This is a genomic window from Terriglobia bacterium (assembly GCA_020073185.1).
In the GTDB taxonomy this organism is placed as follows: domain Bacteria; phylum Acidobacteriota; class Terriglobia; order Terriglobales; family Acidobacteriaceae; genus JAIQGF01.
The window spans coordinates 19,278-43,565 of the sequence record JAIQFT010000001.1 but is presented as its reverse complement, the minus strand read 5'-3'; the positions used below and the strand labels follow the sequence as shown (position 1 = coordinate 43,565).

Sequence of the window (24,288 nt, the reverse complement as noted above, 5' to 3'; positions counted from 1 at the left end):
CCCGGCGATCCAGATGTCCGAACCCGAGCTGAAGCTGCTGCAGACCCTGGTCTACCGGGAGTGCGGCATGTTCTTCGACGAACGGCGCGAACACTTCCTGCGGGACCGGCTGCAGCGGCGCCTGCGCGCGTGCCGGCTGGAGTCGTTCTACAGCTACTACCGCCTGTTGACCAGCCGGGAGGGCCGCACCGAACTGGCCGCGTTGCTGGAGAACCTGACGATCAACGAGACCAGCTTCTTCCGCAACAAGCCACAGCTCGACCTGTTTCACAAGGTCACGCTGGAAGAGTTGCTGCAGAGGAAGCATAGCGCGCGCGACTGGAATCTCCGCCTGTGGAGCGCGGGATGCTCGACCGGGCAGGAACCGTACACCATGGCCATGCTGGTGTGCGACGCGCTGGCGTACTTCACGCTGCGCAATGCGCCGGAACGCGATCTTCCCTTCGCCAAGCCGCTGGTCCCGCCGCCGTGGAAGGTGGAGATTCTAGCCTCCGACATCAGCTACTCGGCGCTGCGCACGGCCCAGGAAGGCAATTACAGCGAGCAGCAGATGGAGCCGGTGGATTACATGTACCGCCTGCGTTATTTCGACAAGATCGGCGAGCATTACAGCGTCAAGCAGCCGGTGAAGCAGGTGGTGAAGTTCGACTTCCACAATCTGAAGACCGAATACCTGCCGCAGGGCAACGACGTCATTTTCTGCCGCAACGTCATGATCTATTTCGATGAGCCGGAGCAGAAGCGGCTGGTGGAGAAACTCTACCGCTGCGTCACCACCGGCGGATACCTGTTCGTGGGACACGCGGAAACGCTATTCGGGTTGAGCGACAAATTCCGCATGATCCACCAGAACAACGGGACCGCGTATCAGCGCGACGAGGTGCAAGAGTGAGCACGCAACCAGACGAACGGGCATCGGAGCTGCGGGATATGTTCTTCCAGAGCGCGCAGGAACTGTTGCAGGCGCTCAACGACCAGGGGCTGGCACTAGAAAAAAATCCGGGACACGCCGCGGCGGTGCAGGAGATCCGCCGCGTCGTGCATACCCTGAAAGGCGACTCGGCGGCGTGCGGCATGCACGAGCTGAGCAAATTGGCGCATGAACTGGAAGACGCGCTGACGCCGGAAATCACGGCGGCCAATGCGGCGTCGCTGCCGGAAATCGTGCTCAGCGCCGCCGACATGTTCGACGCCATGTGCGCCGCCTATCGCGCCCATCTCGATCCGCCGAGCGGAGACCCGCTGCGCGCGCTGATATGGAAGCGGGCGCAGAAGGCGGCCGCGTGCAAGGCCGTCAGCGAATTCAAACCAAGGTTTTCGTGGACGGAGTACGAGCAACTGGCCATGGGGGAAGCGGCGGGACGCGGGCTGCACGTGTACGAAATCGGCGCCGCGCTCACGCCCGACCTGCCCATGCGCGCAGCCGGCATCGAGCTGCTGAAAAAGGTTCTGCAGAAAGCAGGAACCGTGCTCGCCGTCTCGCCGGCCGCACCGGAGTGGGCGCAAGCCAGCCAGGTGGAGTTTGCCCTGGCCAGCGAACACGACCGGGGGTGGCTGGCGCAGAAGTGCCGCATTCCGGGCGTGGTGGCGCAGGTCGTAATTGAAAAGTTTGTCCCAGCGCTGGAACTCACCGAAGAGGACGCAGTCGCGGCAACAACCGCGACCGCGCCCTCCACGGTGGGCTTACCTGCCGCGACGCAGAGCACAGCAGATGTGCCCGACGCGATCGCGAATCGCGTTGCCACAAACGGGGAGAACACGCTGCGCGTGGATGCGGAGCGCATCGACAACCTGCTGAACCTGGTCGGCGAGTTAGTGATCGGCAAATCCATGCTGCACCAGACGCTGAACGAATTCGTGCAGCGCTTCCCCAAGGACCCGCTGCGCGCCAAACTTGCCGACGCGATGGCGTTCCAGTCGCAGGTACTGAATGCGCTGCAACGCTCGGCGATGAAAATCCGCATGGTGCCGGTTGACCAGTTGTTCCGGCGGTTCTCGCGGCTGGTGCGGGATCTGGCCAAGCTGGGCGGCAAGGACGCTGCGCTGAGCGTCAGCGGGCAGGACACCGATCTGGACAAAACCCTGCTGGACGCGCTGGCCGAGCCGATGATTCACCTGGTGCGCAATGCGGTGGACCACGGAATCGAGACACCGGCCGAGCGCCGCGCCGCCGGCAAGCCGGAGCAGGGCGTGATCCGACTGCACGCCTGCCACCAGGGAAACGAGGTGGTGATCGAGATCAGCGACGACGGCCGCGGCATTGACAGCGCCGCCGTTCTCGCCAAGGCGGTGGGGCACGGGATGTTGCCCCAGGAGCAGGCGTCGCGTATGAGCGAGGCCGATGTCATGGGCCTGATCTTCGAACCCGGGTTCAGCACCGCCGAGCAGGTCAGCGAAATCTCCGGGCGCGGCATGGGCCTGGACATCGTCAGGTCGGTGGCGCACAAGCTGAAAGGGAGCGTGCGGATGGAGACGCAGCCCGGCCGGGGAACGACATTCCAGTTGCGGCTTCCGCTCACGCTGGCCATCATCCGCGCCCTGTTGTTCCGGGTCAGCGAGCGGCTGTACGCCATGCCCTTGGAGTCGGTGCTGGAGATCACGCGGGCCAGTGAGGCCGACATCCATCACGTGGACGGCCACGAAGTTGTGCAAGTGCGCAACGAGGTACTCACGCTGGTGCGCCTGCATCGGCTGGCGCCCGCGGTGTTCGACAGCCGCGATGGGCGCGTGTTCGTGATGGTGATCAGCAGCGGGGAACGCAAGTTTGGGCTGCTGGTGGACAAGCTGGTCGGCGAGGAGGAACTGGTCATTAAGCCGCTCGATGAAACCATTGTCGCCAGCGAGCTGGTCAGCGGCGCTTCCATTCTGGGCGACGGCACGGTGGTGTTGATCCTGAACGTCAACGAAGCCATGCGCAAGTTTTCCGGTACGCGCGTGGCTCCGGCGGCAGTCCCCGGCGACGGGAAAGGGCGCTCGATGGAGGCGACCGCGTGACGCAGCCCATCCGAGTGCTGGTGGTTGACGACTCCGCGCTGATGCGGAAGCTCATCCCCCAGATGCTGGAGCGAGACAGCTCCATCCAGGTGGTGGGCACCGCCATGGACGGCACGTTTGCGCTGGTGAAAATTGGGGAGCTGAAGCCGGACGTCATCACCCTCGATCTGGAAATGCCGCGCATGGACGGCACGGAGACGTTGCGTGAAATCACGCGCAAGCACCGGCTACCGGTGATCGTGGTCAGCGCCCATACGACCGCGGGCGCGTCCGCGACTTTCAAAGCCCTGGCGATGGGCGCGCTGGATTTCGTTGCCAAGCCGGCCGACGCCGCTTCCCAGCACATGGACGAAATCGCCGCCGAGCTGATTGCGAAAATCAAGATTGCCGCGCACAGCATCATCGGCGCTGCGCTCGCGATTGCGCCGGCGCCCCAGACCAGCAAACCGACGCGGTCAAGACCCATGCAGGCGCCGACTAGAATCGTCGCCATCGGCATTTCCACCGGCGGGCCGAACACGCTGCAATACGTTTTGTCGCAGCTTCCGGCGGGTTTCCCAGGATCGATTCTGATCGTGCAGCACATGCCGGAAGGGTTCACCGAGATGTTTGCGCGCCGGTTGAACATGACCTGCGCCATGGCAGTGAAGGAAGCATGCTCCGGCGACCTGCTGGTGGCGGGGCGCGCGCTCATCTGTCCCGGCAACCGTCACATGCGAGTGCGACGCATGCCGCTGGGAGCAGTGACGGTGCTGTCGGAGGAAGAACGGGTCAACGGTCACCGGCCGTCGGTGGACGTTCTGTTTCGCTCGGTCGCACAAGAATTCGGTCCGAGGGCGATCGCGGTGCTGATGACGGGGATGGGCGACGACGGCGCCGATGCCATGTACGCCGTCAAGGCCGCCGGCGGGTTGACGATCGCGCAGAGCGCGGAATCGTGCGTCGTATTTGGAATGCCGAAAGCGGCCATCGAACGGGGTCACGCCGCGCGCGTGCTCTCGCTCGACGCCTTGGCCAACACGCTCCAAGCGCAATGTGGAATCGCGCAGAACGAGCCGATGGCGCACAGCGTGCCCCAACCGGCGGTGTAAGGTCGGTCGACGATTCGAGGTGGTCATGGAACAATTTGCGCCGCTGCTGCGCAGCAAGGACAAGCAGCCGCTTCGCTACCTGGTGGTGGATGATTCCATCTTCGCGCGCAAGAACCTGTCACGGATGATTGAATCGTTCGGTGGGCGGGTGGCGGGCGAGGCCGGCGACGGCTGCACCGCCATCACCGAGTACAGCCGCACCCTGCCCGACCTGGTGCTGATGGACATCATCATGCCGCAGATGGAAGGCATCGAGGCGGCCGAGCGCATCATCCGCATGCACCCGCAAGCGCGCGTGATCATGGTGTCTTCGGTGGGCTACCAGGAGAACATCATCACCGCGCTGCAAAAGGGCGCGCGCCATTTCGTGCAGAAGCCGGTCAAGCCGGAAATCCTCTACGACATCGTGAAGTACGTCATGGGCGAGGACGCCACCGCAGCCTCCGAGGCGGCGACGGGAGCGGCGCGATGAAACTGGAGCTGATTCAGCCGTTTATTAATGCCGCCGACGCCGTCCTGGCGCAAACCCTCGCCTGCCAAACGCGCGTTTCCAACGTGAGCATGGAGCAGGAGGTGTACCGACGCCGCGGGGTCGCCGCGATTGTCACAATGAAGGGCGACATCGAGGGGCGCATCGTGTTCGATCTCGAAACCGAGACCGCGGCGCGCATAGCGTCCGCACTGGCCGGCAGCGATCTCCCGCAAGACGCCGGCATGGTCCACGAAACCATCTGCGAACTGGCCAACCAGGTGATCGGCAACGCCATCACGTGCCTGAACGACCAGGGCTTTCACTTCCGGGTCCAGCCGCCCGAAGTGCACACTGCCGAGCGCGGCATCGGCAACAGCGAAGATACCGAGGCCCTGGTCATGTGCTTCGACACACCCAGCGGCAGCGTGTTCATGAACATCGCGCTGCGGTTTCCGAGGTTCGACGCGTAAAGGCGGCGCGGAATTTACCGTCCCCGCTAAAAGGCCACGTCACAACCGCGCCAGTTCTTCGCGCGCGATCCTCTCCGCTTCCGTCTTCAGCGCTTCCAGCCAGTCCTTGTGCATGGTCAGGAGCGATTGCTTCATGCGGTTGCCGAAGAACGCGGTCGCCCAGCCGGAGATGTCTTCCCAGGTTTTGATGAGGGTGGTGCCGTCGTTCTGCGCCTCGAAGCTGAACCAATGCTCGCCAGAGAAGCCGGTGGTCTTGCCCACCCAGCCGATTTTGTTGGGCGGCGTCGATGCGAGAATCACGGGCTTAATTGACATCTTGCGCGGGTACACCAGCTCCATGCCGAACTCGCTGCCCTTTTGCCAGGGCTGGCCGCTGATCCAGCGCGCCTGACCGACGACGCGGTTCCACCACGGCCACTCTTCCAGCTTCTGAAACTTCCGCCACACGTGCTCCGGCTTGCACTTGGCGGTTACGGAGTATTCCAGCCTTGTCGGCATCCTCACCCTCGGAAGAAATGAAGAAGGAAAAAGTCAGAATGAAGTATGGCGGCGATTCGCGCTGTCTTCATTCTTCATGGTTCATTCTCAATTCTTCATTGCCTACTTCGCGCAAATCTCGCGGACTGCCTCCAGCGCCCGCTCGCAGCCGGCCCGGTCGACATCCATGTGTGTGACGAAGCGCACCAGCTCGGTGTTCACGGTGCCGCAGAGAACGCTGTTCTCCGCCAGCTTGCGCGAAAAGTCAGCCGAAACCATGCCGGCGCCGCTGATGTCGCAGATCACGATGTTGGTGAGCACCTTCGCCGGATCAACCTTGATGCCGGGCACGCGCGCCAGACCTTGCGCCAGGAACTTCGCGTTCTCGTGATCAACGTGCATGCGGTGGGGCATTTGCTGCAGCGCGATCAGCCCGGCCGCGGCGAGCACGCCTGCCTGCCGCATGCCGCCACCCAGCGATTTGCGATATATCCGCGCCTGGGTGATGAACTGCCCGCTTCCCACCAGCAGCGAACCCACCGGCGCACCCAAGCCTTTCGACAGACAGAACATGACGGAATCGAATTTGCGCGTGATCTCCGCCACCGGTTTGCCCAGCGCAATCGAAGCGTTGAACACGCGCGCGCCATCCAGGTGGACGGGCAGGGCGGCGGCATGCGCGCCGTCGCAAATCTCGTCCGTAATCGGCTGCGGATAGACCGTGCCGCCCGCCATGTTGTGCGTGTTCTCCAGCGAAACCAGCCCGGTCTGCGCGTAGTAATAAGTCTTCGGCGCGATCTTGCGCTCGATCTGGACCCAGCGCAGGATGCCGTCTTCGCCGTGGATCGGCCGCGCCAGGCAGCCCGAGAAGTGCGCCATCATCGCCATCTCGTAATTGAAGACGTGGCAGCGCTCCTCGCAAATGATTTCCTGCCCCGGACGGGTGTGGATTTTGATCGCGACCTGGTTGCCCATGGTTCCGCTGGGCACGAAGATCGCGGCCTCGCGCCCGAAAATCTCCGCCGCGCGCTGCTCCAGGCGATTGATGGTGGGGTCTTCGCCGTAGACGTCGTCGCCAACCTCGGCTTCGGCCATGGCGCGCCGCATCTCCGGCGTGGGCTTGGTGACGGTGTCGCTGCGCAGGTCGACGGTGAGGCGCGTGCGCTGCCCGGTGTTCTCCGGCGTTCCGGTGGAGGTCGCGGTGCTCATATAAGTTCTCGCCGATCTCAACGACAAGAATTAATCGGCCAGTGTAAATGAATTCGTTGAGCCTGTGCCAACAGGCTATCGGAAATGGGGTTGGTCTGAGTTGGTACCGTCCCTACGGGACTCTCGATTTCGGGACGGCTTTTCCGGCACTCACGTGCCGCGCTATTCTCTGCCGCCCCTGCGGGGCCGGCATCCTCGTGTTGCTCAGCGAGGGAGGGATCACGAAGCCGCCTTTTCCGCAGCACCGATGAATCTCTGAAACACTTCATTCGACAGCAGCCGGCCACGACTGGTCAGCCGCACTGCGCCATCACTGATTTCCACCAGCCCCAACGCTCTCAACTCCGCAATCTGCTCGCGAAACACCGTCGCCGCCTCCGGACCGTAGCGCTCCCCCAGTTCGCCGGCGAGCAAGCCGCGGTTCAGCCGCAGCCCGAGAAAGTGCGCCTCCTCTAATGCGTCCGCATAGGTCACCTCGGTGCGCTGGTGCCGCTTTTGCGACAGGTAGGCCTCCAGCGAATCGGGCGTAGCAAATCGCACCGACTCGATGCCCATGCGTGTGTAGAAATTCGAGTTCTCCGAATCAGGTGCGCCGCCGAAGTTGGGTGCATGCTCCAGGTACTTGCCGATCTCGCGCTCCATCGCCACAGGCATCGGTTGCGAATTCGCCGGCAGCATGGAATGGGCGTCCACGCCGAACCCGAGGTATGGCTGGCGCGTCCAGTACTTGAGGTTGTGCCGTGAGGCGAAGCTCGGGTAATCGCCGATCGGGCGATCTGGCGAACGGGTGATCGGGTGATCAGCGGCGCCGCGGTCGGTATTTCGCGCAAAGTTCGAGATCTCGTATTGAAAAATACCTGCTGTGTTCAGCCGCTCGCAAGCCTGCAGATAAAAATCGGCGGTGGCCTCGTCGTCGGGAACAAAGTGCGCGTGATAACGGGTGCCGCCGGCGATCAACTCTCGCCCCAGCCGCGAATCCTCGTCTACCTCCAGCATGTACACACTGACATGCGGCACGCCGGTGGCGATCGTCTCGGCCAGAGAACACTCCCAGCTCTCACGCGTCTGGTGCGGCAGCCCGGCGATCAGGTCGATGCTGACATTTGTGATTCCGGCTGAGCGCAGCCGCGAGAGGTCATCGAGCACAATCGCCCGCGTGTGCAGGCGGCCGACGCTGGCCGATTCCCGATCCACGAATGACTGCACGCCCAGGCTGACGCGATTGACGCCGCAGCGCAGCAACGTGTTCAGCATCTCCGGCTGCAGCGTTCCGGGAGCGCACTCGACGGTGATCTCCGCATCCGGGCGCGCGCGGAATTGGTTGCGTACCGCGCCGACAATTTGCTCCAGATCGGCCGGTTCGAGCACCGTCGGCGTGCCGCCGCCGATATAGATGGAATCAACTTCGCGCTCGAACTTTGCGCCCATATCCGCTGCCAGCCGGTCCGCGATTTCAATGTCGGCACACACGCGTTCCACGTAACGGACATATACCGCGCGCGACACTACGCCGGAGGCAAAATTGCAGAAGCTGCATTTCGTGCGGCAGAACGGGACCGAGATGTAAACGCCCAACGCCACATTGCCATTATCCCAGACGGCGTAGTCGGTAGCCGGTAGCCGCCAGTCCGTCGCAATTCAAGCGGACCACGAACTACCGACCACGGACTACGGTCCCACTTTTTCCATCCTAAGCGCCCCCACTCTCGTCTGATAACCTAGACACAGATGGCGGCCAACATCCACGAAGAAGAGGTCCTGGGAAAGGCCTACGACAGCCGGCTGATGAAGCGGCTGCTCGGCTACCTGCGCCCGTACAAGTGGCAGGTGGCGCTGGCGCTGGTGGCGATTGTGCTGAAATCCGCCGCCGACGTTGTCGGTCCCTACATCACCAAGATCGCGATTGATAAGTACCTGGCGCCCGCCCGTGGAACGTCCTCGGTACTGGACCGCTGGCTGAGCAGCGCTCCGCTCACGGGCATCGCCCAGATCGGCGGGATTTACGTCGGCTTGCTGCTCTTCGGCTTTCTGCTTGAGTTCCTGCAAACCTACCTCATGCAGTGGACCGGGCAGAAAATCATGTTCGACCTGCGCAGCCAGATCTTCCGGCACCTGCAGCGCATGCACGTCGGCTTTTTCGACAAGAATCCGGTCGGGCGCCTGGTGACGCGGGTTACCACCGACGTGGACGCGCTCAACGAAATGTTTACCGCCGGGGTGGTTTCGATCTTCGAAGACGTCTTCGTGCTGATCGGCATCCTGGCAATCATGCTGAACATGGATTGGCGGCTGGCGCTGATCACGTTCGCGGTGCTGCCGCTGATCATGCTGGCGACCATGGTGTTCCGTAAGTTTGTGCGCGACAGTTACCGCCGCATTCGCATCGCCATTGCGCGCATCAACGCCTATCTCCAGGAACATGTCAGCGGCATGCTGGTGCTGCAGCTTTTTAACCGCGAGAAACGCGCCTATGACCGCTTCGAAAAGATCAACGCCAGCCACATGGAGGCCTTCAAGGACGCCATCCTAGCCTACGCGTTCTATTACCCGGTGGTGGAAATCCTGTCTTCGATGGCGATCGCCGCCGTCATCTGGTTTGGCGGAGGCCAGGTCATTCGCGGCGCCACGACGCACGGCTTCGCGCTCGAGGTCAGCCGCGCGAGGCTGGTTTCGCTCCACGTCGTGACCGGCGCGGTCACCCTGGGCGTGCTGGTCGCCTTCATGCAGTACGCGCAGCGCTTCTTCCGGCCCATCCAGGACCTGAGCGAGAAGTACAACATCCTGCAATCGGCGATGGCGTCCAGCGAGCGCATCTTCAAGCTGCTGGATACGACGGTGGAGATCGAGTCACCCGCGGTTGTGAAGCAGGTCACAGGACCGGGACGCATCGAGTTCGAGCACGTCTGGTTCTACTACCGGACCGTGCCGGAGAAGAACGCCGACGGCCTGCCGAACCCGAACGCGGGCGAGCCGGATTGGATCTTAAAGGACGTGAGCTTTGCGGTTGAGCCGGGCGAGACGGCGGCCATCGTCGGCCACACCGGCGCCGGGAAGACCACCATGATCTCGCTCCTGCTGCGCTTCTACGACGTGCAGCAGGGCGCGATCCGAATTGACGGCGCCGACGTGCGCGAGATGGACCTGACGGAGCTGCGCCGCCGTTTCGGCGTCGTGCTGCAGGACCCGTTCTTGTTCACCGGCACGGTGGAACAGAACATCCGCCTCGGCTCGGAACATGTCACCGACAAACAGGTGGAGCGCGCCGCGGAGGACGTCAACCTCGGCGACTTCATCCGCTCGCTGCCCGGCGGCTTCAAGGAACCGGTGCACGAGCGCGGCAGCACGCTTTCCACCGGCCAGAAGCAACTGATCTCGTTTGCGCGCGCCCTGGCGCACAATCCGAAGATTCTCGTGCTCGATGAAGCCACCTCCAGCGTGGACACGGAAACCGAGTTGCGCGTACGCGAAGCGCTCTCTCGCCTGGTGGAAGGGCGCACGTCGCTGATCATCGCGCACCGCCTGTCGACCATTCAGCGCGCCGACAAAATCATCGTCATGCACAAAGGACGGCTGCGCGAGATAGGCACGCACCAGCAACTGCTGGCACAGCGCGGCATCTACTGGAAGCTCTACCAGCTTCAGTACAAGGACCAGGAATTTCCCGCCGGCGCCGCGGCCGCGCAGCTTGGCGGTCCCACCGTGCAGGTCAGCGCCGACGATTAGCTTCCACTCCGAGGAGTCCGCGCGTCCGCTCGAGCAGTTCCGCATTACGCGAAACCGCGCGTAGCAGCAGGTCCAGTTGCCGCTGCGCCACGGGCCAGCTCTTACTTTCGACTGCCTCAGTCAGGCCCGGCAATTCGAGGTGCGCATAGGTGTAGCGCGCGCCGTACAACAGGTGCTTGAACCACGGGCGCCCGGGAATGCCGCCCTCATTCAGCCAGTTCGCCTCCACCCGTGTCTGGGCCCGATTCAGCGGTTCGAGGACGCGCACGCCGGCGTTCCCACTCGCCAGCCTCCGGCGCACCGCGGCGTTCCACTCGGTTCCCTGCCGCTCGAAGTTGGCGATGGCCAGCATCAGCGGCGCCAAATCCAAGTGACCTTGCAACTGATTTTTCTTCTGCAGGTCCTCGACAAACTCGCGCAACGCCCGCGCATACGCGCCAAAATCAAACGGCAGCGCGTCGGCATTGGCCAGCCGCAACGTCAACACGCCCCAGAGTTGCGACATGAGGGCGTGATAGCGGAAGCCCGGGTCGCCAAAATGTTCGATCCAGAAATGGTCGTCGTACATGGAGTGATAGACGCCGTAGGGCCCATCGAATTGCAGCCCGATGACCGGCACACCGAGAAAATTCAGGAACACGGTGTGGTCGGAACCGCTGCCGATGCGCACGTCGGCCAGGGTCGCCGCAGTGATGGGTTTCTTCTCTTCTTTCTCACCCTCACTGCGCTGCTTGGTGCGGCGCGAGCGCAGCCACGCCGCGTACAGCGACACGCCAGAAGGATCGCGCAACGATTTTGTCGTCTCCACCAGCAGCGGCGCCAGCGAGGCCACTGCGCTGCCCTCAAAATCCGGGCCCGACGCCGAGGAATCCACGTTGATGTAGGCGATCGCCTTCCGCTTGAGTTCGTCGGCAAACTGTTCGCCCCATTCGGTCGAGCCGGTCAGTCCAACTTCTTCGCCGTCCCAACTGCAAATCACCAGGGTGCGCCGCGGGCGGACTCCTTGCTTCAGCAGCGCACCCAGGCTGCGAGTCATTTCCAGCATGGACGCGGTTCCGCTGCTTGGGTCCACGCCGCCGAATTCCCACGCGTCGCGATGATTTCCCAGCACCACCCATTCGTCCGGCAACTCCGCGCCTCGAATCCGAGCCTCGACCACGTAGTTGGGCGCGACGCGGTTGTCCATGTCCACCTTGAGATGGACGCGCGCCTCGCCACCCAGCCGATACGTGATCGGCAGCCCGCCCTGCCAGTCCTTGGGCGCCGGCGGCCCGCCCATGTGCTCGAGCAGCGGCTTGGCATCATGCCAGGAAAGCGGCAGCGCGATGATTTTCGGCAGCGAACGCGCTTCCTCAGGCGCCACGCGTTTTGCGCCGGGCACCGAGGCCCACCCGGGCGTCAGCGGATCGCCGGGGACAATAAAATCGTAGGTGATGGCGCCGCGCTGGAAATGCGTCTCCGGCCCCCACGGGCCGTCGGGAAACACCTTGCCCTGCTTGTAGCCGTCTTCCGCCGGATCGGAGTAAACGATCATCGCGGCCGCGCCCTCGCGCTCTGCCGTCAGCGCCTTGAAGCCGCGATAGCTGTAGGGATTCGAGTAGCGCACCAGCACGATCTTGCCGCGCACATCGATGCCGTTCTTGCGCAGCACCTCGTAATCCTCGGGATTACCGTTGCGGGCGTACACGATGGGCGCCGTGACTTCGCCGGACGCCGACAGCCCCAGGTACGCCGACTTGACGCGCGGGTTGCGCGTGTCGGGATCCTCGGCGTAGGGCGCCTCGCGCAGGTCCGCCTTATAGGTGACGGGCGACACCATCTCCAGTGACGTCTCGCGCGGGAAGGAATTCAGGACGTCGTACTCGCGTATGACGACATCCTCGAGCCCTTGCCGCCGCCACGTCTCGGCGATGTAGCGCGCCAGCTCGTTATTGCGTTCCGACCCGGCAGGATGCGGCTCGGAAGTCAGAAAACGGTGGAAAATGTTTTCCTGAGCGCGCGAAATCCGCGCCTTGAACTTCTGTTCGATGGCAGTCTGTTTCTGCCCGGATTTGCTGGTGAAGCCCGTGATCGCCGCCGCGGGCCGCGTTTGCCCGGCAGCGGCAATGGTCACGACGAACCATGCGAGCAGCGCAATGCTGCGTCGTGCGACCGCCTGTGCTTTCCGTTGATCATGGATCATGGCCCGGCATTATATGAGGTACCGGCTGCACAGAGCCGCTGACTTGCTTTTGACACCCGCTTACCCCACCCGGATAATCCCAACGTCATGCACTTCCCTGCGCACGCGTCCTGGCCGGCGGCATTCCCGCGCTCCTTCCGCAAGCAGTATCCGCGCGCGGTGCGCGGAGAAGGAGCGTGGATCTTCGACGAGCACGGCAAGAAGTATCTCGATCTTGCCGGCAGCGCCGCTGTTTCCTTTCTCGGACACGGCGACCCCGCGATCGCGCGCGCCATGGCGGCCCAAGTCGCCGCTATCGAGTTCGCGCACACCAGCCAGTTCGTCACCCCGATCGCGGAAGATTTCGCGCGCGAACTGCTGGAATTTGCCGGCGCGGAATTCGGCGGCGGCGCGGTGTACTTCACCAGCGGCGGCAGCGAGGCCGTGGAAACCGCACTCAAGCTGGCACGGCAATTCCAGGTCGAGAGCGGCCACGACGAACGCTACCAGGTCATCAGCCGCCAGCAGAGCTACCACGGCGCGACGCTGGGGGCGATGGCGGTATCGGGGAATTTGCGCCGGCGCAAGCCGTACCTCCCGATGCTGCGCGAGTTCAGCCACATCAACACGCCGTATTGCTATCGCTGCGCCTACGGCTGCAACAATTGCGCGGCGGAGTACGCCCGCGAATTGGAAATCGCCATCAGCGAATCTGGTGGCACGGCGGCGGCGTTTATTTGTGAGCCTATTTCGGGCGCGACACTGGGCGCAGCCGTCCCGCCGGGCGGCTACTTGCAGGAAATCCGGCGCATCTGCAATGCTCACGGCCTGCTTTGGATCGCCGACGAGGTCATGACCGGATGCGGACGCACCGGGCGGAATCTTGCGTGGGAGCATTGGGACAATGTCCCCACCCTATCGGTCGCAAGGCCGGCGACCGATAAGGGTGGGGCAACCGCGGCAACCGCGCCGGACATCGTCGTCGCCGGCAAGGGGCTTGCGGCGGGATATGCGCCGCTGGGCGCGGTCATTGCTTCGCGCCGCGTGGTCGAGGCAATCGCCGCCGGTTCCGGCGCTTTCATTCACGGGCTTACCTACAACGCGCATCCCGTCTCGGTCGCGGCAGGACGCGCGGTGCTGAACCGAGTCCGGGAACTTCGGCTCGTCGAGGCTGCCGATAGCAACGCCCCCGGCTCGCTGGCATCGGAATTCGCCGCGGCCCTTCAGACGCTGCGCGATTGCGACTGCGTCGGCGACGTGCGCGGGCTGGGGCTGCTGTGGGGCGTGGAATTTGTCGCCGACCGGCAGAGCAAGACGCCCTACGATCCGGAATCCGTGTTCTCGGCGCGCGTTTTCGAAGCCGCCCAGCGGCGCGGGGTGCTGGTTTACCCTATGCAGGGGTGCGTGGACGGCACGCGCGGCGACCACTTGCTGTTGGCGCCGCCGGCGGTCGCATCGCCCGATGAAATCCGCGACGGCATCGCCGAATTGCGCCGCGCTATCTATGAGGTCCAGGCGTCGTGAATAAAGTTTTTGCCAGCGCCGACCAGGCCGTCGCCAACATCGCCGACGGTTGCAGCGTGATGATGGGCGGCTTCGGCCTGTGCGGCATTCCCGAAAATCTGATCGCCGCGCTGGTGCGCCGGGGCGCGCGCAAACTCACCACCATCAGCAACAACGTCGGAGTGCAGGGATTCGGCGTCGGACTGCTGCTGCGCAATGGTCAGATCCGCAAACATATCGGCACGTTCATGGGCGACAACCAGCTTCTCCAGGAGCTGCTGGCGCGCGGCGAAATCGAGCTGGAGGTCATCCCGCAGGGCACCTTCATCGAGCGCATACGCTCGGCAGGGGCGGGCATCGCCGCGTTTTACACTCCTACCGGGGTTGGCACGGTCGTAGAACAGGGCAAGGAACCCCGTGACTTTGACGGCCAGCGTTACCTGCTGGAAACCGCGCTGCGCGCCGACTTCGCGCTGGTAAAGGCATGGAAGGGCGACGCGCACGGCAACCTCGTCTACCGCAAAACGGCGCGCAACTTCAATCCGGAAATGGCTGCCGCGGCCAAAGTCACCATCGCCGAAGTCGAGCAGTTAGTTCCGGTAGGAGAATTGAATCCCGACCAGGTACACACGCCAGGCATCTACGTACAGCGCATCATCCAGGGGCCGTCGTACGAGAAGTTGATCGAGAAGCGGACGGTGCGGAGGGCAAGCTAGCTGCTGCTATGCTTCAGGAACCGTGAGACTGCTGATCTCGGCCGGGGAAGCCTCCGGCGAAAGTTATGGCGCGCAGCTCATCGCCGCCCTGAAAAAACGCGAGCCGGAACTTGACTGCTCCGGCGTCGGCGGCGAGGCCATGCGCGCGGCGGGCTGCCGCACGGCGGTGGACGCGAAGGACATAGCCGTCGTCGGCATCGCCGAGGTGGCCACGCGCCTACCGAAAATCTGGGGCGAATTTCGCAGGCTGCTGCGCGCGGTGGATGCGCAGAAACCCGACGCTGCGGTGCTCATTGATTTCCCCGACTGGAACCTCCGCCTGGCGCGCGAACTGCACGCGCGCGGCATTCCAGTCGTCTATTACATCAGCCCGCAGCTCTGGGCGTGGCGGCCCAAGCGCATCGAGCAGATCAAGCGCCACGTGCGCAAGATGCTGGTGATTTTTCCATTTGAAGAGCGATGGTATCGGGAGCGCGGGGTTGAAGCCGAGTACGTCGGACATCCGTTGGCCGACCTGCCCGCACCCGGACCGGCACCGCCGCTGCGCTCGCCGCAAATCCCGATTGCGCTGCTGCCGGGAAGCCGCAAGAAAGAGATCGCGCTCAATCTCCCGGCGATGCTGCACGCGGCGCGCGCGCTGGGCAAGCAATACCAGTTCATCATTCCCGTCGCATCCACCGTCAGCTCAAAATGGATGGTCGACCTGATTCACCGCGTGGTCGGGCAGGACCCCGGCATAAATCTCAAGCTGGAAAGCGACGCGCGCCTGGCGCTTTCGCAAGCTCGCGCGGCGGTGGTGGCGAGCGGCACCGCAACCGTGGAAGCGGCGCTCATCGGCACACCCTTCGTGATGGTTTATCGGGTAACGCCGCTGACCTGGAAACTCGGCCGTCCGCTGGTGAGTGTCCCCTTCTTCGCCATGCCCAACCTGATCGCCGGACGCGAAGTAATCCCCGAACTGGTGCAGGACAACTTCACTGCCGAAAACATCGTTGCGCGCATGAACGAAATCCTTCCCGACGGCCCCGCGCGGCAAACGATGCTCGGTGGATTGAAAGAGGTGCGCGCGAAACTGGCCGCACCGGCAGGGTCGTCTACCGCCTCAGACCGCGCGGCCGAAGCGGTGCTGGCGGCGGTCCGCCGAATTTAAGAATTCAGATTGAAGATGGCAGACTGAAGAACCGGGTGCACCGCGCCAGAGTGTCTTTCCCGTCCGCTCACGGGGCGGTTGCGTGAAAAGCGCTCTCCTGGTCTTCGCGCCGCGCGAAGTATCCGCGGCGGCACTGCACGCGCAGTCGCTTGGCCCGGGCCACGATTTCGATGGCGTGAAACCTTCCATCGGGCTTGAACTCGGCCGGCTTGTATCCGATGGCGTATTGGTTGTGGAGCGTTTCCTTGACTTTGTCGAACGCGCGGCCAATTTGGGAGTTGCTGTGCGCCGGCAGAACTCCGCCCCCGGTGGGACGCGTGAGCAAATCCAGAACAGCTTCCCCGTGCGGGTATTCACGATCGGTCAGGTCGTTAGAGCTGAGAGCCAGGACCACGGTTTCGGCGTGCAGCGCCGATTGAATGGCGTCGTACATGAGCGTCTTGCTGCGCGTGTCCTCGCCGTCGCTGATGATGATGATGGCGCGCCGCATCAGTGGCGGACCGGAAGCGGTGCTCAGCTTCGCCGACGCGAAGCGGATGGCATCGTACAGCCGCGTGTCGCCCCCCAGTTTCATGCGCCGCACCGCCCGCGACAGGGCGCCGACGTCACCGGTGAAATCCTGCAGCAAGTTCACGTTGCTGGCGAAGCCTACCAGGAATGCCTCGTCCACATCTGGCCGCAGCACTTTTTGCAGGAAGGTAATGGCGGCCTTTTTTTCGTATTCGAAACGGCCGGTCACAGAAGAGCTCAAATCCAGCAGCAACCCGACGCGCAACGGCAGGTCGCTCTGCTGCTGGAAGTAGCTGATCCGCTCCGGGGCGCGCTGGTTGTCGAGCACGTCGAGGTCGCTGAGCGAAAGATTGCTCACGAACTTGCCGGCGCGGTTGACGACGGTGAACATCACGTTGACTTCGTCCACGCGCGTGCGGATGGTGTCGTCTTGCGGCAACGCCAGCGCTGTGGGCGGGTTCTCAGGCGGCAGAAGAGTGTCCTGGGAGGCCGGTGGCGCCTGCGCGAATGAAATCACCCCGAACGCAAGCAGGCACGCGATCTGCGCCCATGCGCGGAACTTGGTCAGAAAGGGCATTCCGACTTCCTCCCAGAAGACAGCCGGGGGGCTGAACGATTACAAGGCCGAAATCAAGACCGTGGAGAACCCCACAGATAGCGTGCCCGAATTTTACTCCGTTCCGCGCTCCTGACAAGGAATTTGGGACGAACCCACAACTCAGCGCCGCTGAATCCTCGGGCGCAGCGCGACGAACGGGGCTCGGCTGGGTTAGAGTAGTAGTGGGCCAGCAGCCGCTCAGATGTTTATTTTCCCCTATTCAGCAGTCGGACACATCCGTTCGTAATGCCAGCCGCTCTGCCCGGAACTGGGCTGAGCGCATCTTTTCTGCCCGCCTGTTCATCGAAAATCAGCGGGACCGGAGATTTTTCATGCTCTTAGCACCACGTCCCCTAAGGCGCGCCCTTACCTTACTGGTCTGCGTTGCGGCGCTGGCGCTGCCCGCCGCGGCCGCCGAGCGAGCGCGCCTGCGGGTGGAGGATTACCAGATCGAAGCCGAGCTGCAGCCGAAAACGCACCGCCTGATCGCCCACACGCGCGTCAAGTTCACCGCGCTGGAAGACCTCAGCTTCGCCACCTTCGAGCTGCACAACGCGCTGCGCCCGACACGCATCACCGACGGCGAGGGACACGCGCTCTCCGCCGAACGCATCACGCAGGACAATTCCATCCGCATCGCGCTGCCCAGCGGGTTGGCGAAGGACGCCAGCACCACGCTGCAGATCGATTACGAAGGCACGCTTTCCTCCGGCGAGGACAGCCCGGTGCAAGGGCTAAAGCTCGCCTACGTCGGCGACGACACCAGCTACCTGCTGTACGCCGGGCGCTGGTTCCCGCTGAGCGGCTACGGCACTAACCGTTTCACGGCCACGATGAAGATCACCGTGCCCGCGGGATGGAGCGTGATCGGCAGTGGCGCGCAGGGTTCCGCTGCGGCGACTGCGCCCGCGCGTCCGGTGAAGGAGCCTCTGCCAGCGCGCGCGCGCGGACGCGCGGCTGTGCCAGCGCCCGAACCGCAGTTGCCCGCCCTGCCAGGCGGCAAGACCTTCACCTTCGCCTGGGACAAACCGAGCTTCCCGGGAACGATCATCGCGGGCAAGTTCGATGAAAGCAGCAGCAACGCGGTCGGGCTGAATCTACGCGTGTTCCTCAAGCCGGCGCACAAGGACCTGGTGTCCAACTACACCGAAACGGCGGTGCGCGAGTTCCAGTTCTTCAGCGCGAACCTGGGCCCGCCGCTGACGAACAATCTGAACATCGTGGAAATTCCCGACGACACCGTTCCCAGCGCGTGGGCGCCGGAAGTTGCGGCGATATCGTCGCGCTCGTTGACGGGGAAATTGAACTATCGCCTGCTGGCCAACACCATCGCGCATCAGTGGTGGGGCGCCGACGTCAGCCCCGCGACCAAGAGCGACTGGTGGCTGAGTGACGGCTTCGCGCGCTACGCGGAAGCGCGCTACGTCGAGTCGGCGGCGGGGGAGGCAGCGTTTAACGAGGCGATCAAGGACCTGGAAGTGGGGGCGCTGGCCTACGACACCGTGCCCCTGTCCAGCGTCGGGCGTCTCGACACCTTCGCGCCGGAGTTCCAGGCGCTGGTCACCGACAAGGGAGCCATCATCCTCAACATGCTGCGCTGGGTGATCGGCGACGCTGCGTTTGACAAGACTATACGCACGTTCTTGCAGCAGTACGGGGGCAAGCCCGCGACGGTGGACGATTTTCGCAAGCTCGCGGAGCAGAACTACGGCCAACAACTGACGTGGTTCTTCTCGCAGTGGATCGACTCCACCGGCGCACCCGAGTTTAAGGCCAAATACACGGTGTACCGTGTCGCCAAGGGTTTCAGGGTGGTGGGCGAGATTGCGCAGGACCTCGACCTGTTCCGCATGCCGGTGGAATTGAAGATCGACACCGACGGCCAGAGCGAGAGCAAGCGCATCGAGGTAGTGGGCACGAATTCCGCGTTTCAGGTGGAGACGTTCGGCAAGCCGCGGCGGATCGTGATCGATCCCGACAACCGCGTGCTCAAGAACTCAACCGAGCTGAAGGTGCGCGCTTCCATCATGCGCGGCCAGGGCCTGGTGGAGCAGGGTGACCTGGCCGCCGCGCTGCAGGAGTTCCAGAAGGCGCTCGACGCCAACAAGAACAGCTCGCTGGCGCATTACCGCATCGCCGAGGTGTTCTTTTTGCAGAAGAATTACCAGGCCTCCGCGAACGCTTATCGCGAGTCGCTGGATGGCGATGGCGAACCGCGCTGGACTGAAGTCTGGAGCCACATCCAACTCGGCAAGATTTTTGACGTGACCGGGCAGCGCGACCGCGCCACTAACGAGTATCGCCTGGCGCTACAGACCAACGACAACACCCAGGGCGCCATGGAAGAAGCGCGGAAATATCTCTCGGCGCCATATCAACGGAAGGAAGCGGCGAAAGAGGGACAGTAAGTTTCAGTTTCAATTCCAGCCAGTTTCATTGTGAGTTCGGGAGCAAAGCGCGTACGCCATGCTTTCCAGCGCACGCGCAAAGGATCTATTCTCTCGACCTACCTTCCGTATCACGAACCCTTCGCAAATTTCAGTCCGCTTAAACCTCTCGCGGTTTCCTTAGTAACGCCTCGCCCAAGAACCAGCACGTCGAAGACCTCTCCCATTCCCACCGGCGTCGCGATGTGCTTCAGTTGCAGAGCGACCTTGGCCCGCTCCTGCGGCAGTTGGCATTCTTCGAACGCGTCGGCGAATTGATTCTCTTCGCCGATGCCCATCAAGAATTGCGCCTGCGTCACCAGCGCCAGGGGATCGAAGCCAAGGGCGGCGCTGGACTCGCTAAGCGCGGTGAAGTTTACGTGCGCCGTGATGTCCTGCTCGCCGGGCGCTTCGTAGGGGTTGGTTCCCGCCTGGTGCCGGCGGTAAGTCATCAGGGTGTCGCGATGGCGGCCGGCAAGCTGCTCTTCGCGCGTGTAGCCGTAATCAATGAAGACGGCGAACCCGCGCCGCATGACGGCAGCCAGTCTTTTCATCCATGAGACAGCTTCGGTACAGGCTTCGACGCGCTCGCCGGCTTCCGGACGCACGCCGTAGCGGTCGAGGAACTCGTCAACCTCGGGCGCCAGCGGCCGAAATATCTCCTCGAACCGTCCCTTCGCCGCTCCGACGTACACCTGCCCGCGATCGGAGACGATTTCCACCGGAAGCGCGTCGAAGAATTCGTTGGCGAAGACGATGGCATGGTCATAGTGGCGGCGAAAATCGTCGAAGCCGGTTAGCACCTCCACTTTGCCGCGCGCGATGCGATCCGCGAAGCGCTCCTGCAATCGCCGCGCCAGTTCGGGCGAACCCTCGACCAGCGTGTAGCGCAGAGCGAGAGCAAAATGGGGGAATTTCCTGGCGGTCCAGTCGAGCACGTCCTGCGCGAGCAAACCGCGCCCCGGCCCGAGCTCGACCAGATCAATGCGTGGCGGAGAATCCAGCGCGCGCCACATCTCGTCGAACTGCCGCGCCAGCAGGCGCCCGAAAACGGCGTGCACGTCGCTGGAAGTGTAGAAGTCTCCCGCTTTGCCGAATTGTTCTCGCGCACGGGAATAGAATCCGGGCGGATCGCCGGCAGGTGCGCCGGAGAGGCACAGTGCCATGTAACGAGAGAACGGAAGCGGTCCGCGCTCGCGGATTTCCCGCTCGATGTACTCGCGGAGGGTCAACTGCCGATGTCCTCTTCGAGCGCACGGACGCGCGCGTCGGCTATCTGGGTTTGCGGCGTGCGCACGAACATCTCAATCAGGTAATCGTGCAGGCAGGCGAAGAACTGGTTCTGAAAGGTCCACTCGAATTGTGCGTGGTCGAGGTCGCGCGGATGCATGGTGAAGTAGTAGGTATGCACCGGCACCGCGGGATTGCGGAAGTTGATGATCACCTCCACGCCGTCTCCCTGTTGGCGCGCGTCGAACACCAGCAGCGGATGCTCGTACAAGCGAAGTTGGTCGAGGACGCGTTGCAGGCGCGGATTCGGCGCAGAAGCCACGAAGCGATTTTACCGTGCTCGTAGGGTAGCCCGTAGTCGGTAGTCCGGACTGCGGGCTGCGGGCTACCGACTACCCACGCGGCGGCTGACTTACAATGAGTAGTTTTCGCCCAGCATTCAGGAGCCCTTATGTCGAGCACTCACCCGGGCGCGGCCGCCACGCAGGAGCAAGACTGGACCGCCTACGTCGAGGATTTCCGCCGCGCCGGCCACGAAGTCGTTGACTGGATCGCACACTACCTGGAGCACACGCGCGATTACCCGGTGCTGCCCAAGGTCAAGCCGGGAGAATTGACGGACGCGCTGCCGCGCTCCGCGCCCGATAAGGGCGAACCCTACAGCGCGATTCTCAAGGATTTTGAGAGCGTCGTTCTGCCGGCGGTTACGCACTGGAACCATCCACGTTTCATGGCGTACTTTGCCTGCACCGGTTCCGCACCCGCGATCCTCGCCGAGGCGCTGGCGGCGGCGCTGAACACCAACGGCTTGAGTTGGAAGAGTTCACCAGCGATTTCCGAACTAGAGCAGGTGGCGCTGGGCTGGCTGAGACAGTGGATGGGCCTGCCCGACGACTACTTCGGCATCATTTATGACACTGCGTCGATCAGCACACTGCACGCGATCGCCGCCGCTCGCGATATGGCCGACCCAAGCGTGCGTACCGATGGTGCGCGGCCGATCCTGACGCTGTACACCTCGCAGGAATCGCACGCGTCGGTGGAGAAGGGCGCAATCGCCCTCGGCGTCGGGCAGAACAACGTGCGCAAAATCCCTTCTGACGCTGAATTCCGGCTGCGCCCGGAGGCGTTGGTGGAGGCAATCGAGAAGGACCTCGCCGACGGCAAGCGTCCGTTCTGTGTGGTGGCGACGGTCGGAACCACATCCACTACCAGCGTGGACCCGGTCTCTGCCATGGCCGATATCGCGGAAAAATATGGCCTCTGGCTGCACATTGATTGCGCCTATGCGGGCGCGGCAGCGATCCTGCCCGAATATCAGCACATTCTGCGCGGCGCCGAGCGCGCGCACTCGCTGGTGGTGAATGCGCACAAATGGCTGTTCACACCCGTGGACTTGAGCGCCTTCTATACGCGGCGCCCGGAGATTCTGCGACGCGCGTTCTCGCTGATTCCGGACTACCTGCGAGCCGCCGGCGGCCCGGGCGCACTGAACCTGACCGCCTCCGACCTCGGCGTGCCGCTGGGACGGCGCTTCCGCGCGCTCAAGTTGTGGTTCATCCTGCGCTACTTTGGACGCGAGCGCATGCAGGCAATCCTGCGCTCGCATATCGCGTGGGCCAAACGGTTTGAGGATCTGGTCCGGCGCAATCCGCACTTCGAGGTGGTCGCGCCCGTGCCCTTTTCCGTGGTTTGCTTCCGTTACAAAGGAACCAACGAGCAAAACAGCGCTCTGATGGAGGCGGTGAACTCTACCGGCGAAGTCTTTCTCTCGCATACCGTGCTTCACGGACAGGTGGCCCTGCGGCTGGCGATCGGGAACCTGGGAACGACGTGGGACGACGTGCAGAGGGCGTGGGAGCTGTTGCAGGAAAAACTGCCCCGACAGTAGCGATGTTCATTTGAACGGTTTCGAAAGAGGATGCGGACCGATTGCATCGGTCGACCCTGCTGAGCCCATCCCACCCGCGTTTATGATCGGCTGACCATCCACGGATTCGGGATTGAACCCAATCAGGCCGTGTTTCGAACTGCCCCATGCTCTAAAGTCAACGGAAACCGCGGGCTTGGAAGCACCCTTTAGCCGATCGCACAGCCCTCGCCCAAATTGAACAACCTCGTAATGAGGGTCTTCGACGAAACGAAACCGCACCGCTTGTCCGCCTGGCACCACATCTCCAGTCTTCTGTTGGAGAGCCGTCAGTTCGGGAAGGCATTCCCAAGTCATCATCTTCTCAATGTGGTACCGATGCACATCCCCGGCCGGGGACTCCATGAACTTCCGGATGATACCCAGCCCCTCGAATGCGACAAACCTCAGTATAAACAGCAGGGAGAAGGCGCAAAACAATATGGGCAAAATGATCCAGAGCTTCTTCCAATGAAAACCCATTGCGTGTTCTCTCGGCCGTTCTACTTCGTTTCCGTGGCCGCCTCCGCCGGGCGGGGCGTTTCCTCGGAGTAGGTGAAAACCCCGCGTCCCGCCTTGCGTCCCAGGCGCCCGGCTTTGACGTATTGCACCAGCAGCGGCGCCGGCCGGTATTTTTCGCCGAGCGTCTTGTGCAGGTACTCGAGGATGTGCAGACGGGTGTCCAGACCCACCAGGTCCACTAGTTCGAACGGACCCATGGGGTGGTTGAGCCCGAGTTTGACGGCCTTGTCGATGTCCTCGGCACTGGCAATGCCTTCCTGCAACATGCTGAACGCCTCGTTGCCGATCATGGCATTGATGCGGCTGGTGACAAATCCCGGCGACTCCTTGATCACCACAACTTCTTTTTTCATCCGCCGGCCGACCTCGACCGCAGTGCTGAGCGTGTCGTCGCTGGTCTCCAGCGCGCGCACAATCTCCAGCAGCTTCATTTTGTGTACCGGGTTGAAGAAGTGCATGCCGACGCACTTTTCCGGCCGGTAAGTAACGGAGGCAATTTCGGTGATGCTGAGCGAAGAGGTGTTGGAGGCGAGAATGGTATGCGGGCGGCAGATTTTGTCGAGCAGGGTGAAGATCTCGATCTTCGACTCCAGCTCCTCGGGGACGGCCTCGATGACCAGGTCGGCGGCGCGCGCGGCCTCCTCCACCGCGCCGGCGTACTCGATGCGGCCCATCGCGTCCTGTGCTTCGCCGGCGGTGACTTTGCCGAGTTCGACCGCCTTGTCCAGGTGGGTGCGGATTTCATCGCCGGCGCGGCGCAGGGCGCTGGGCAGAATGTCTTCGAGAATCGTGCGATAGCCGCCGAGCGCGGCAGCATGCGCAATGCCGCGTCCCATGATCCCGGCGCCGATCACCGCGACGGAGCGGACCTCCATTACGTGGACTCCTTCTCCAGCCGCTGCATCAGGCCATCGAAGCTGGGGTCGGCCTTGCGCATGTACTCGGCCAGCCGCCTCTTTTCATCATCGGTCATGTACGGGACATTGGCGATGACACGGCGCAAGGTGGCGGTTATGTCGTCAACATAGTTCATCATCCGGATCAGTTCACCGGTTGCGGGCATAAGTGGCATCCTCTTTCTGGGCTGGATTGACGATTGATGATGGCAAGCCCGCGGCACACGGCGC

21 protein-coding genes are annotated in these 24,288 nt (G+C 63.2%); 11 read left to right on the top strand and 10 right to left on the bottom strand.

Annotation, left to right across the window (positions count from 1 at the left end; all coding sequences use genetic code 11):
* Positions 1 to 13: 13 nt before the first annotated feature.
* The 5 genes from LAN64_00210 to LAN64_00190 are packed head-to-tail and all read left to right on the top strand — an operon-like array spanning position 14 to position 5,027.
* Positions 14 to 892: a protein-glutamate O-methyltransferase CheR gene (locus LAN64_00210; GenBank protein MBZ5566250.1), complete on the top strand. Its 879-nt coding sequence runs from the start codon at positions 14 to 16 to the stop codon at positions 890 to 892.
* Positions 889 to 2,994: a chemotaxis protein CheA gene (locus LAN64_00205; GenBank protein MBZ5566249.1), complete on the top strand. Its 2,106-nt coding sequence runs from the start codon at positions 889 to 891 to the stop codon at positions 2,992 to 2,994. Before LAN64_00210 ends, LAN64_00205 begins: the two co-directional genes overlap by 4 nt.
* Before the next feature lie 41 nt (positions 2,995 to 3,035).
* On the top strand, positions 3,036 to 4,085 hold the full coding sequence (locus LAN64_00200; GenBank protein ID MBZ5566248.1) for a chemotaxis response regulator protein-glutamate methylesterase: 1,050 nt from the start codon (positions 3,036 to 3,038) through the stop codon (positions 4,083 to 4,085).
* 25 nt (positions 4,086 to 4,110) lie between these two features.
* Positions 4,111 to 4,557, top strand: a complete 447-nt coding sequence (locus tag LAN64_00195; GenBank protein ID MBZ5566247.1) for a response regulator — start codon at positions 4,111 to 4,113, stop codon at positions 4,555 to 4,557.
* The gene (locus LAN64_00190) at positions 4,554 to 5,027 is read left to right on the top strand and encodes a chemotaxis protein CheX (GenBank protein MBZ5566246.1); all 474 of its coding nucleotides are present in this window, start codon (positions 4,554 to 4,556) and stop codon (positions 5,025 to 5,027) included. Before LAN64_00195 ends, LAN64_00190 begins: the two co-directional genes overlap by 4 nt.
* A gap of 39 nt (positions 5,028 to 5,066) precedes the next feature.
* Here LAN64_00190 and LAN64_00185 read toward each other — a convergent pair whose 3' ends face one another.
* From LAN64_00185 to LAN64_00175, 3 genes are all read right to left on the bottom strand, one after another.
* On the bottom strand, positions 5,067 to 5,525 hold the full coding sequence (locus tag LAN64_00185) for an SRPBCC family protein (GenBank protein MBZ5566245.1): 459 nt from the start codon (positions 5,523 to 5,525) through the stop codon (positions 5,067 to 5,069).
* 102 nt (positions 5,526 to 5,627) lie between these two features.
* The gene (locus tag LAN64_00180) at positions 5,628 to 6,713 is read right to left on the bottom strand and encodes an aminotransferase class I/II-fold pyridoxal phosphate-dependent enzyme (protein ID MBZ5566244.1); all 1,086 of its coding nucleotides are present in this window, start codon (positions 6,711 to 6,713) and stop codon (positions 5,628 to 5,630) included.
* 219 nt (positions 6,714 to 6,932) lie between these two features.
* Positions 6,933 to 8,294, bottom strand: coding sequence for a coproporphyrinogen III oxidase family protein (locus LAN64_00175; protein ID MBZ5566243.1), 1,362 nt, complete (start codon positions 8,292 to 8,294; stop codon positions 6,933 to 6,935).
* Between the two features lie 147 nt (positions 8,295 to 8,441).
* On the opposite strand from LAN64_00175, the gene LAN64_00170 reads away from it, so the two are divergent.
* Positions 8,442 to 10,436, top strand: coding sequence for an ABC transporter ATP-binding protein/permease (locus tag LAN64_00170; protein MBZ5566242.1), 1,995 nt, complete (start codon positions 8,442 to 8,444; stop codon positions 10,434 to 10,436).
* Here the strand turns inward: LAN64_00170 and LAN64_00165 are convergent.
* Entirely contained in the window at positions 10,420 to 12,618 is a 2,199-nt protein-coding gene (locus tag LAN64_00165) for a M28 family metallopeptidase (protein ID MBZ5566241.1), read from the bottom strand. The genes LAN64_00170 and LAN64_00165 overlap by 17 nt on opposite strands.
* Positions 12,619 to 12,705: 87 nt before the next feature.
* On the opposite strand from LAN64_00165, the gene LAN64_00160 reads away from it, so the two are divergent.
* From LAN64_00160 to lpxB, 3 genes are read left to right on the top strand one after another with little or no spacing between them, the layout of a single operon-like run.
* Positions 12,706 to 14,121: an aminotransferase class III-fold pyridoxal phosphate-dependent enzyme gene (locus tag LAN64_00160; GenBank protein ID MBZ5566240.1), complete on the top strand. Its 1,416-nt coding sequence runs from the start codon at positions 12,706 to 12,708 to the stop codon at positions 14,119 to 14,121.
* Positions 14,118 to 14,816 (top strand): CoA transferase subunit A, encoded by a 699-nt coding sequence (locus tag LAN64_00155; protein ID MBZ5566239.1) that lies wholly within the window; start codon positions 14,118 to 14,120, stop codon positions 14,814 to 14,816. The genes LAN64_00160 and LAN64_00155 overlap by 4 nt, the downstream gene beginning before the upstream one ends.
* A 22-nt stretch (positions 14,817 to 14,838) precedes the next feature.
* Positions 14,839 to 15,966, top strand: coding sequence for a lipid-A-disaccharide synthase (gene lpxB, locus LAN64_00150; GenBank protein MBZ5566238.1), 1,128 nt, complete (start codon positions 14,839 to 14,841; stop codon positions 15,964 to 15,966).
* A 67-nt stretch (positions 15,967 to 16,033) separates the two neighbouring features.
* Here the strand turns inward: lpxB and LAN64_00145 are convergent, their stop codons facing one another.
* On the bottom strand, positions 16,034 to 17,053 hold the full coding sequence (locus LAN64_00145) for a VWA domain-containing protein (GenBank protein MBZ5566237.1): 1,020 nt from the start codon (positions 17,051 to 17,053) through the stop codon (positions 16,034 to 16,036).
* A gap of 353 nt (positions 17,054 to 17,406) precedes the next feature.
* Between LAN64_00145 and LAN64_00140 the strand changes: the two genes are divergently transcribed.
* Positions 17,407 to 19,482: a tetratricopeptide repeat protein gene (locus LAN64_00140; GenBank protein ID MBZ5566236.1), complete on the top strand. Its 2,076-nt coding sequence runs from the start codon at positions 17,407 to 17,409 to the stop codon at positions 19,480 to 19,482.
* A gap of 110 nt (positions 19,483 to 19,592) precedes the next feature.
* Here the strand turns inward: LAN64_00140 and LAN64_00135 are convergent, their stop codons facing one another.
* Together LAN64_00135 and LAN64_00130 are read right to left on the bottom strand one after the other, a co-directional pair.
* A complete protein-coding gene (locus LAN64_00135; protein ID MBZ5566235.1) occupies positions 19,593 to 20,732 on the bottom strand; it encodes an SAM-dependent methyltransferase in 1,140 nt (379 codons plus the stop codon).
* On the bottom strand, positions 20,729 to 21,052 hold the full coding sequence (locus tag LAN64_00130; GenBank protein ID MBZ5566234.1) for a hypothetical protein: 324 nt from the start codon (positions 21,050 to 21,052) through the stop codon (positions 20,729 to 20,731). Before LAN64_00130 ends, LAN64_00135 begins: the two co-directional genes overlap by 4 nt.
* Positions 21,053 to 21,181: 129 nt before the next feature.
* Here LAN64_00130 and LAN64_00125 point away from each other — a divergent pair, with 129 nt between their 5' ends.
* A complete protein-coding gene (locus LAN64_00125) occupies positions 21,182 to 22,621 on the top strand; it encodes an amino acid decarboxylase (GenBank protein MBZ5566233.1) in 1,440 nt (479 codons plus the stop codon).
* 6 nt (positions 22,622 to 22,627) lie between these two features.
* Here the strand turns inward: LAN64_00125 and LAN64_00120 are convergent, their stop codons facing one another.
* Genes LAN64_00120 through LAN64_00110 form a run of 3 tightly spaced genes read right to left on the bottom strand, consistent with a single transcriptional unit; the run spans position 22,628 to position 24,224 of the window.
* Positions 22,628 to 23,122: a hypothetical protein gene (locus LAN64_00120; protein MBZ5566232.1), complete on the bottom strand. Its 495-nt coding sequence runs from the start codon at positions 23,120 to 23,122 to the stop codon at positions 22,628 to 22,630.
* A gap of 20 nt (positions 23,123 to 23,142) precedes the next feature.
* Positions 23,143 to 24,036 (bottom strand): 3-hydroxyacyl-CoA dehydrogenase, encoded by an 894-nt coding sequence (locus tag LAN64_00115; GenBank protein ID MBZ5566231.1) that lies wholly within the window; start codon positions 24,034 to 24,036, stop codon positions 23,143 to 23,145.
* A complete protein-coding gene (locus LAN64_00110; GenBank protein MBZ5566230.1) occupies positions 24,036 to 24,224 on the bottom strand; it encodes a hypothetical protein in 189 nt (62 codons plus the stop codon). The genes LAN64_00115 and LAN64_00110 overlap by 1 nt, the downstream gene beginning before the upstream one ends.
* Positions 24,225 to 24,288: the final 64 nt, after the last annotated feature.

Bases quoted from the DNA above. Each gene is read 5' to 3' on its own strand.
- LAN64_00210 (MBZ5566250.1), top strand. From the start codon at position 14: ATGTCCGAACCCGAGCTGAAGCTGCTGCAGACCCTGGTCTACCGGGAG.
- LAN64_00200 (MBZ5566248.1), top strand. From the start codon at position 3,036: ATGCGGAAGCTCATCCCCCAGATGCTGGAGCGAGACAGCTCCATCCAG.
- LAN64_00195 (MBZ5566247.1), top strand. From the start codon at position 4,111: ATGGAACAATTTGCGCCGCTGCTGCGCAGCAAGGACAAGCAGCCGCTT.
- LAN64_00190 (MBZ5566246.1), top strand. From the start codon at position 4,554: ATGAAACTGGAGCTGATTCAGCCGTTTATTAATGCCGCCGACGCCGTC.
- LAN64_00185 (MBZ5566245.1), bottom strand. From the start codon at position 5,525: ATGCCGACAAGGCTGGAATACTCCGTAACCGCCAAGTGCAAGCCGGAG.
- LAN64_00180 (MBZ5566244.1), bottom strand. From the start codon at position 6,713: ATGAGCACCGCGACCTCCACCGGAACGCCGGAGAACACCGGGCAGCGC.
- LAN64_00170 (MBZ5566242.1), top strand. From the start codon at position 8,442: ATGGCGGCCAACATCCACGAAGAAGAGGTCCTGGGAAAGGCCTACGAC.
- LAN64_00165 (MBZ5566241.1), bottom strand. From the start codon at position 12,618: ATGATCCATGATCAACGGAAAGCACAGGCGGTCGCACGACGCAGCATT.
- LAN64_00160 (MBZ5566240.1), top strand. From the start codon at position 12,706: ATGCACTTCCCTGCGCACGCGTCCTGGCCGGCGGCATTCCCGCGCTCC.
- LAN64_00145 (MBZ5566237.1), bottom strand. From the start codon at position 17,053: ATGCCCTTTCTGACCAAGTTCCGCGCATGGGCGCAGATCGCGTGCCTG.
- LAN64_00140 (MBZ5566236.1), top strand. From the start codon at position 17,407: ATGCTCTTAGCACCACGTCCCCTAAGGCGCGCCCTTACCTTACTGGTC.
- LAN64_00125 (MBZ5566233.1), top strand. From the start codon at position 21,182: ATGTCGAGCACTCACCCGGGCGCGGCCGCCACGCAGGAGCAAGACTGG.
- LAN64_00120 (MBZ5566232.1), bottom strand. From the start codon at position 23,122: ATGGGTTTTCATTGGAAGAAGCTCTGGATCATTTTGCCCATATTGTTT.
- LAN64_00115 (MBZ5566231.1), bottom strand. From the start codon at position 24,036: ATGGAGGTCCGCTCCGTCGCGGTGATCGGCGCCGGGATCATGGGACGC.
- LAN64_00110 (MBZ5566230.1), bottom strand. From the start codon at position 24,224: ATGCCCGCAACCGGTGAACTGATCCGGATGATGAACTATGTTGACGAC.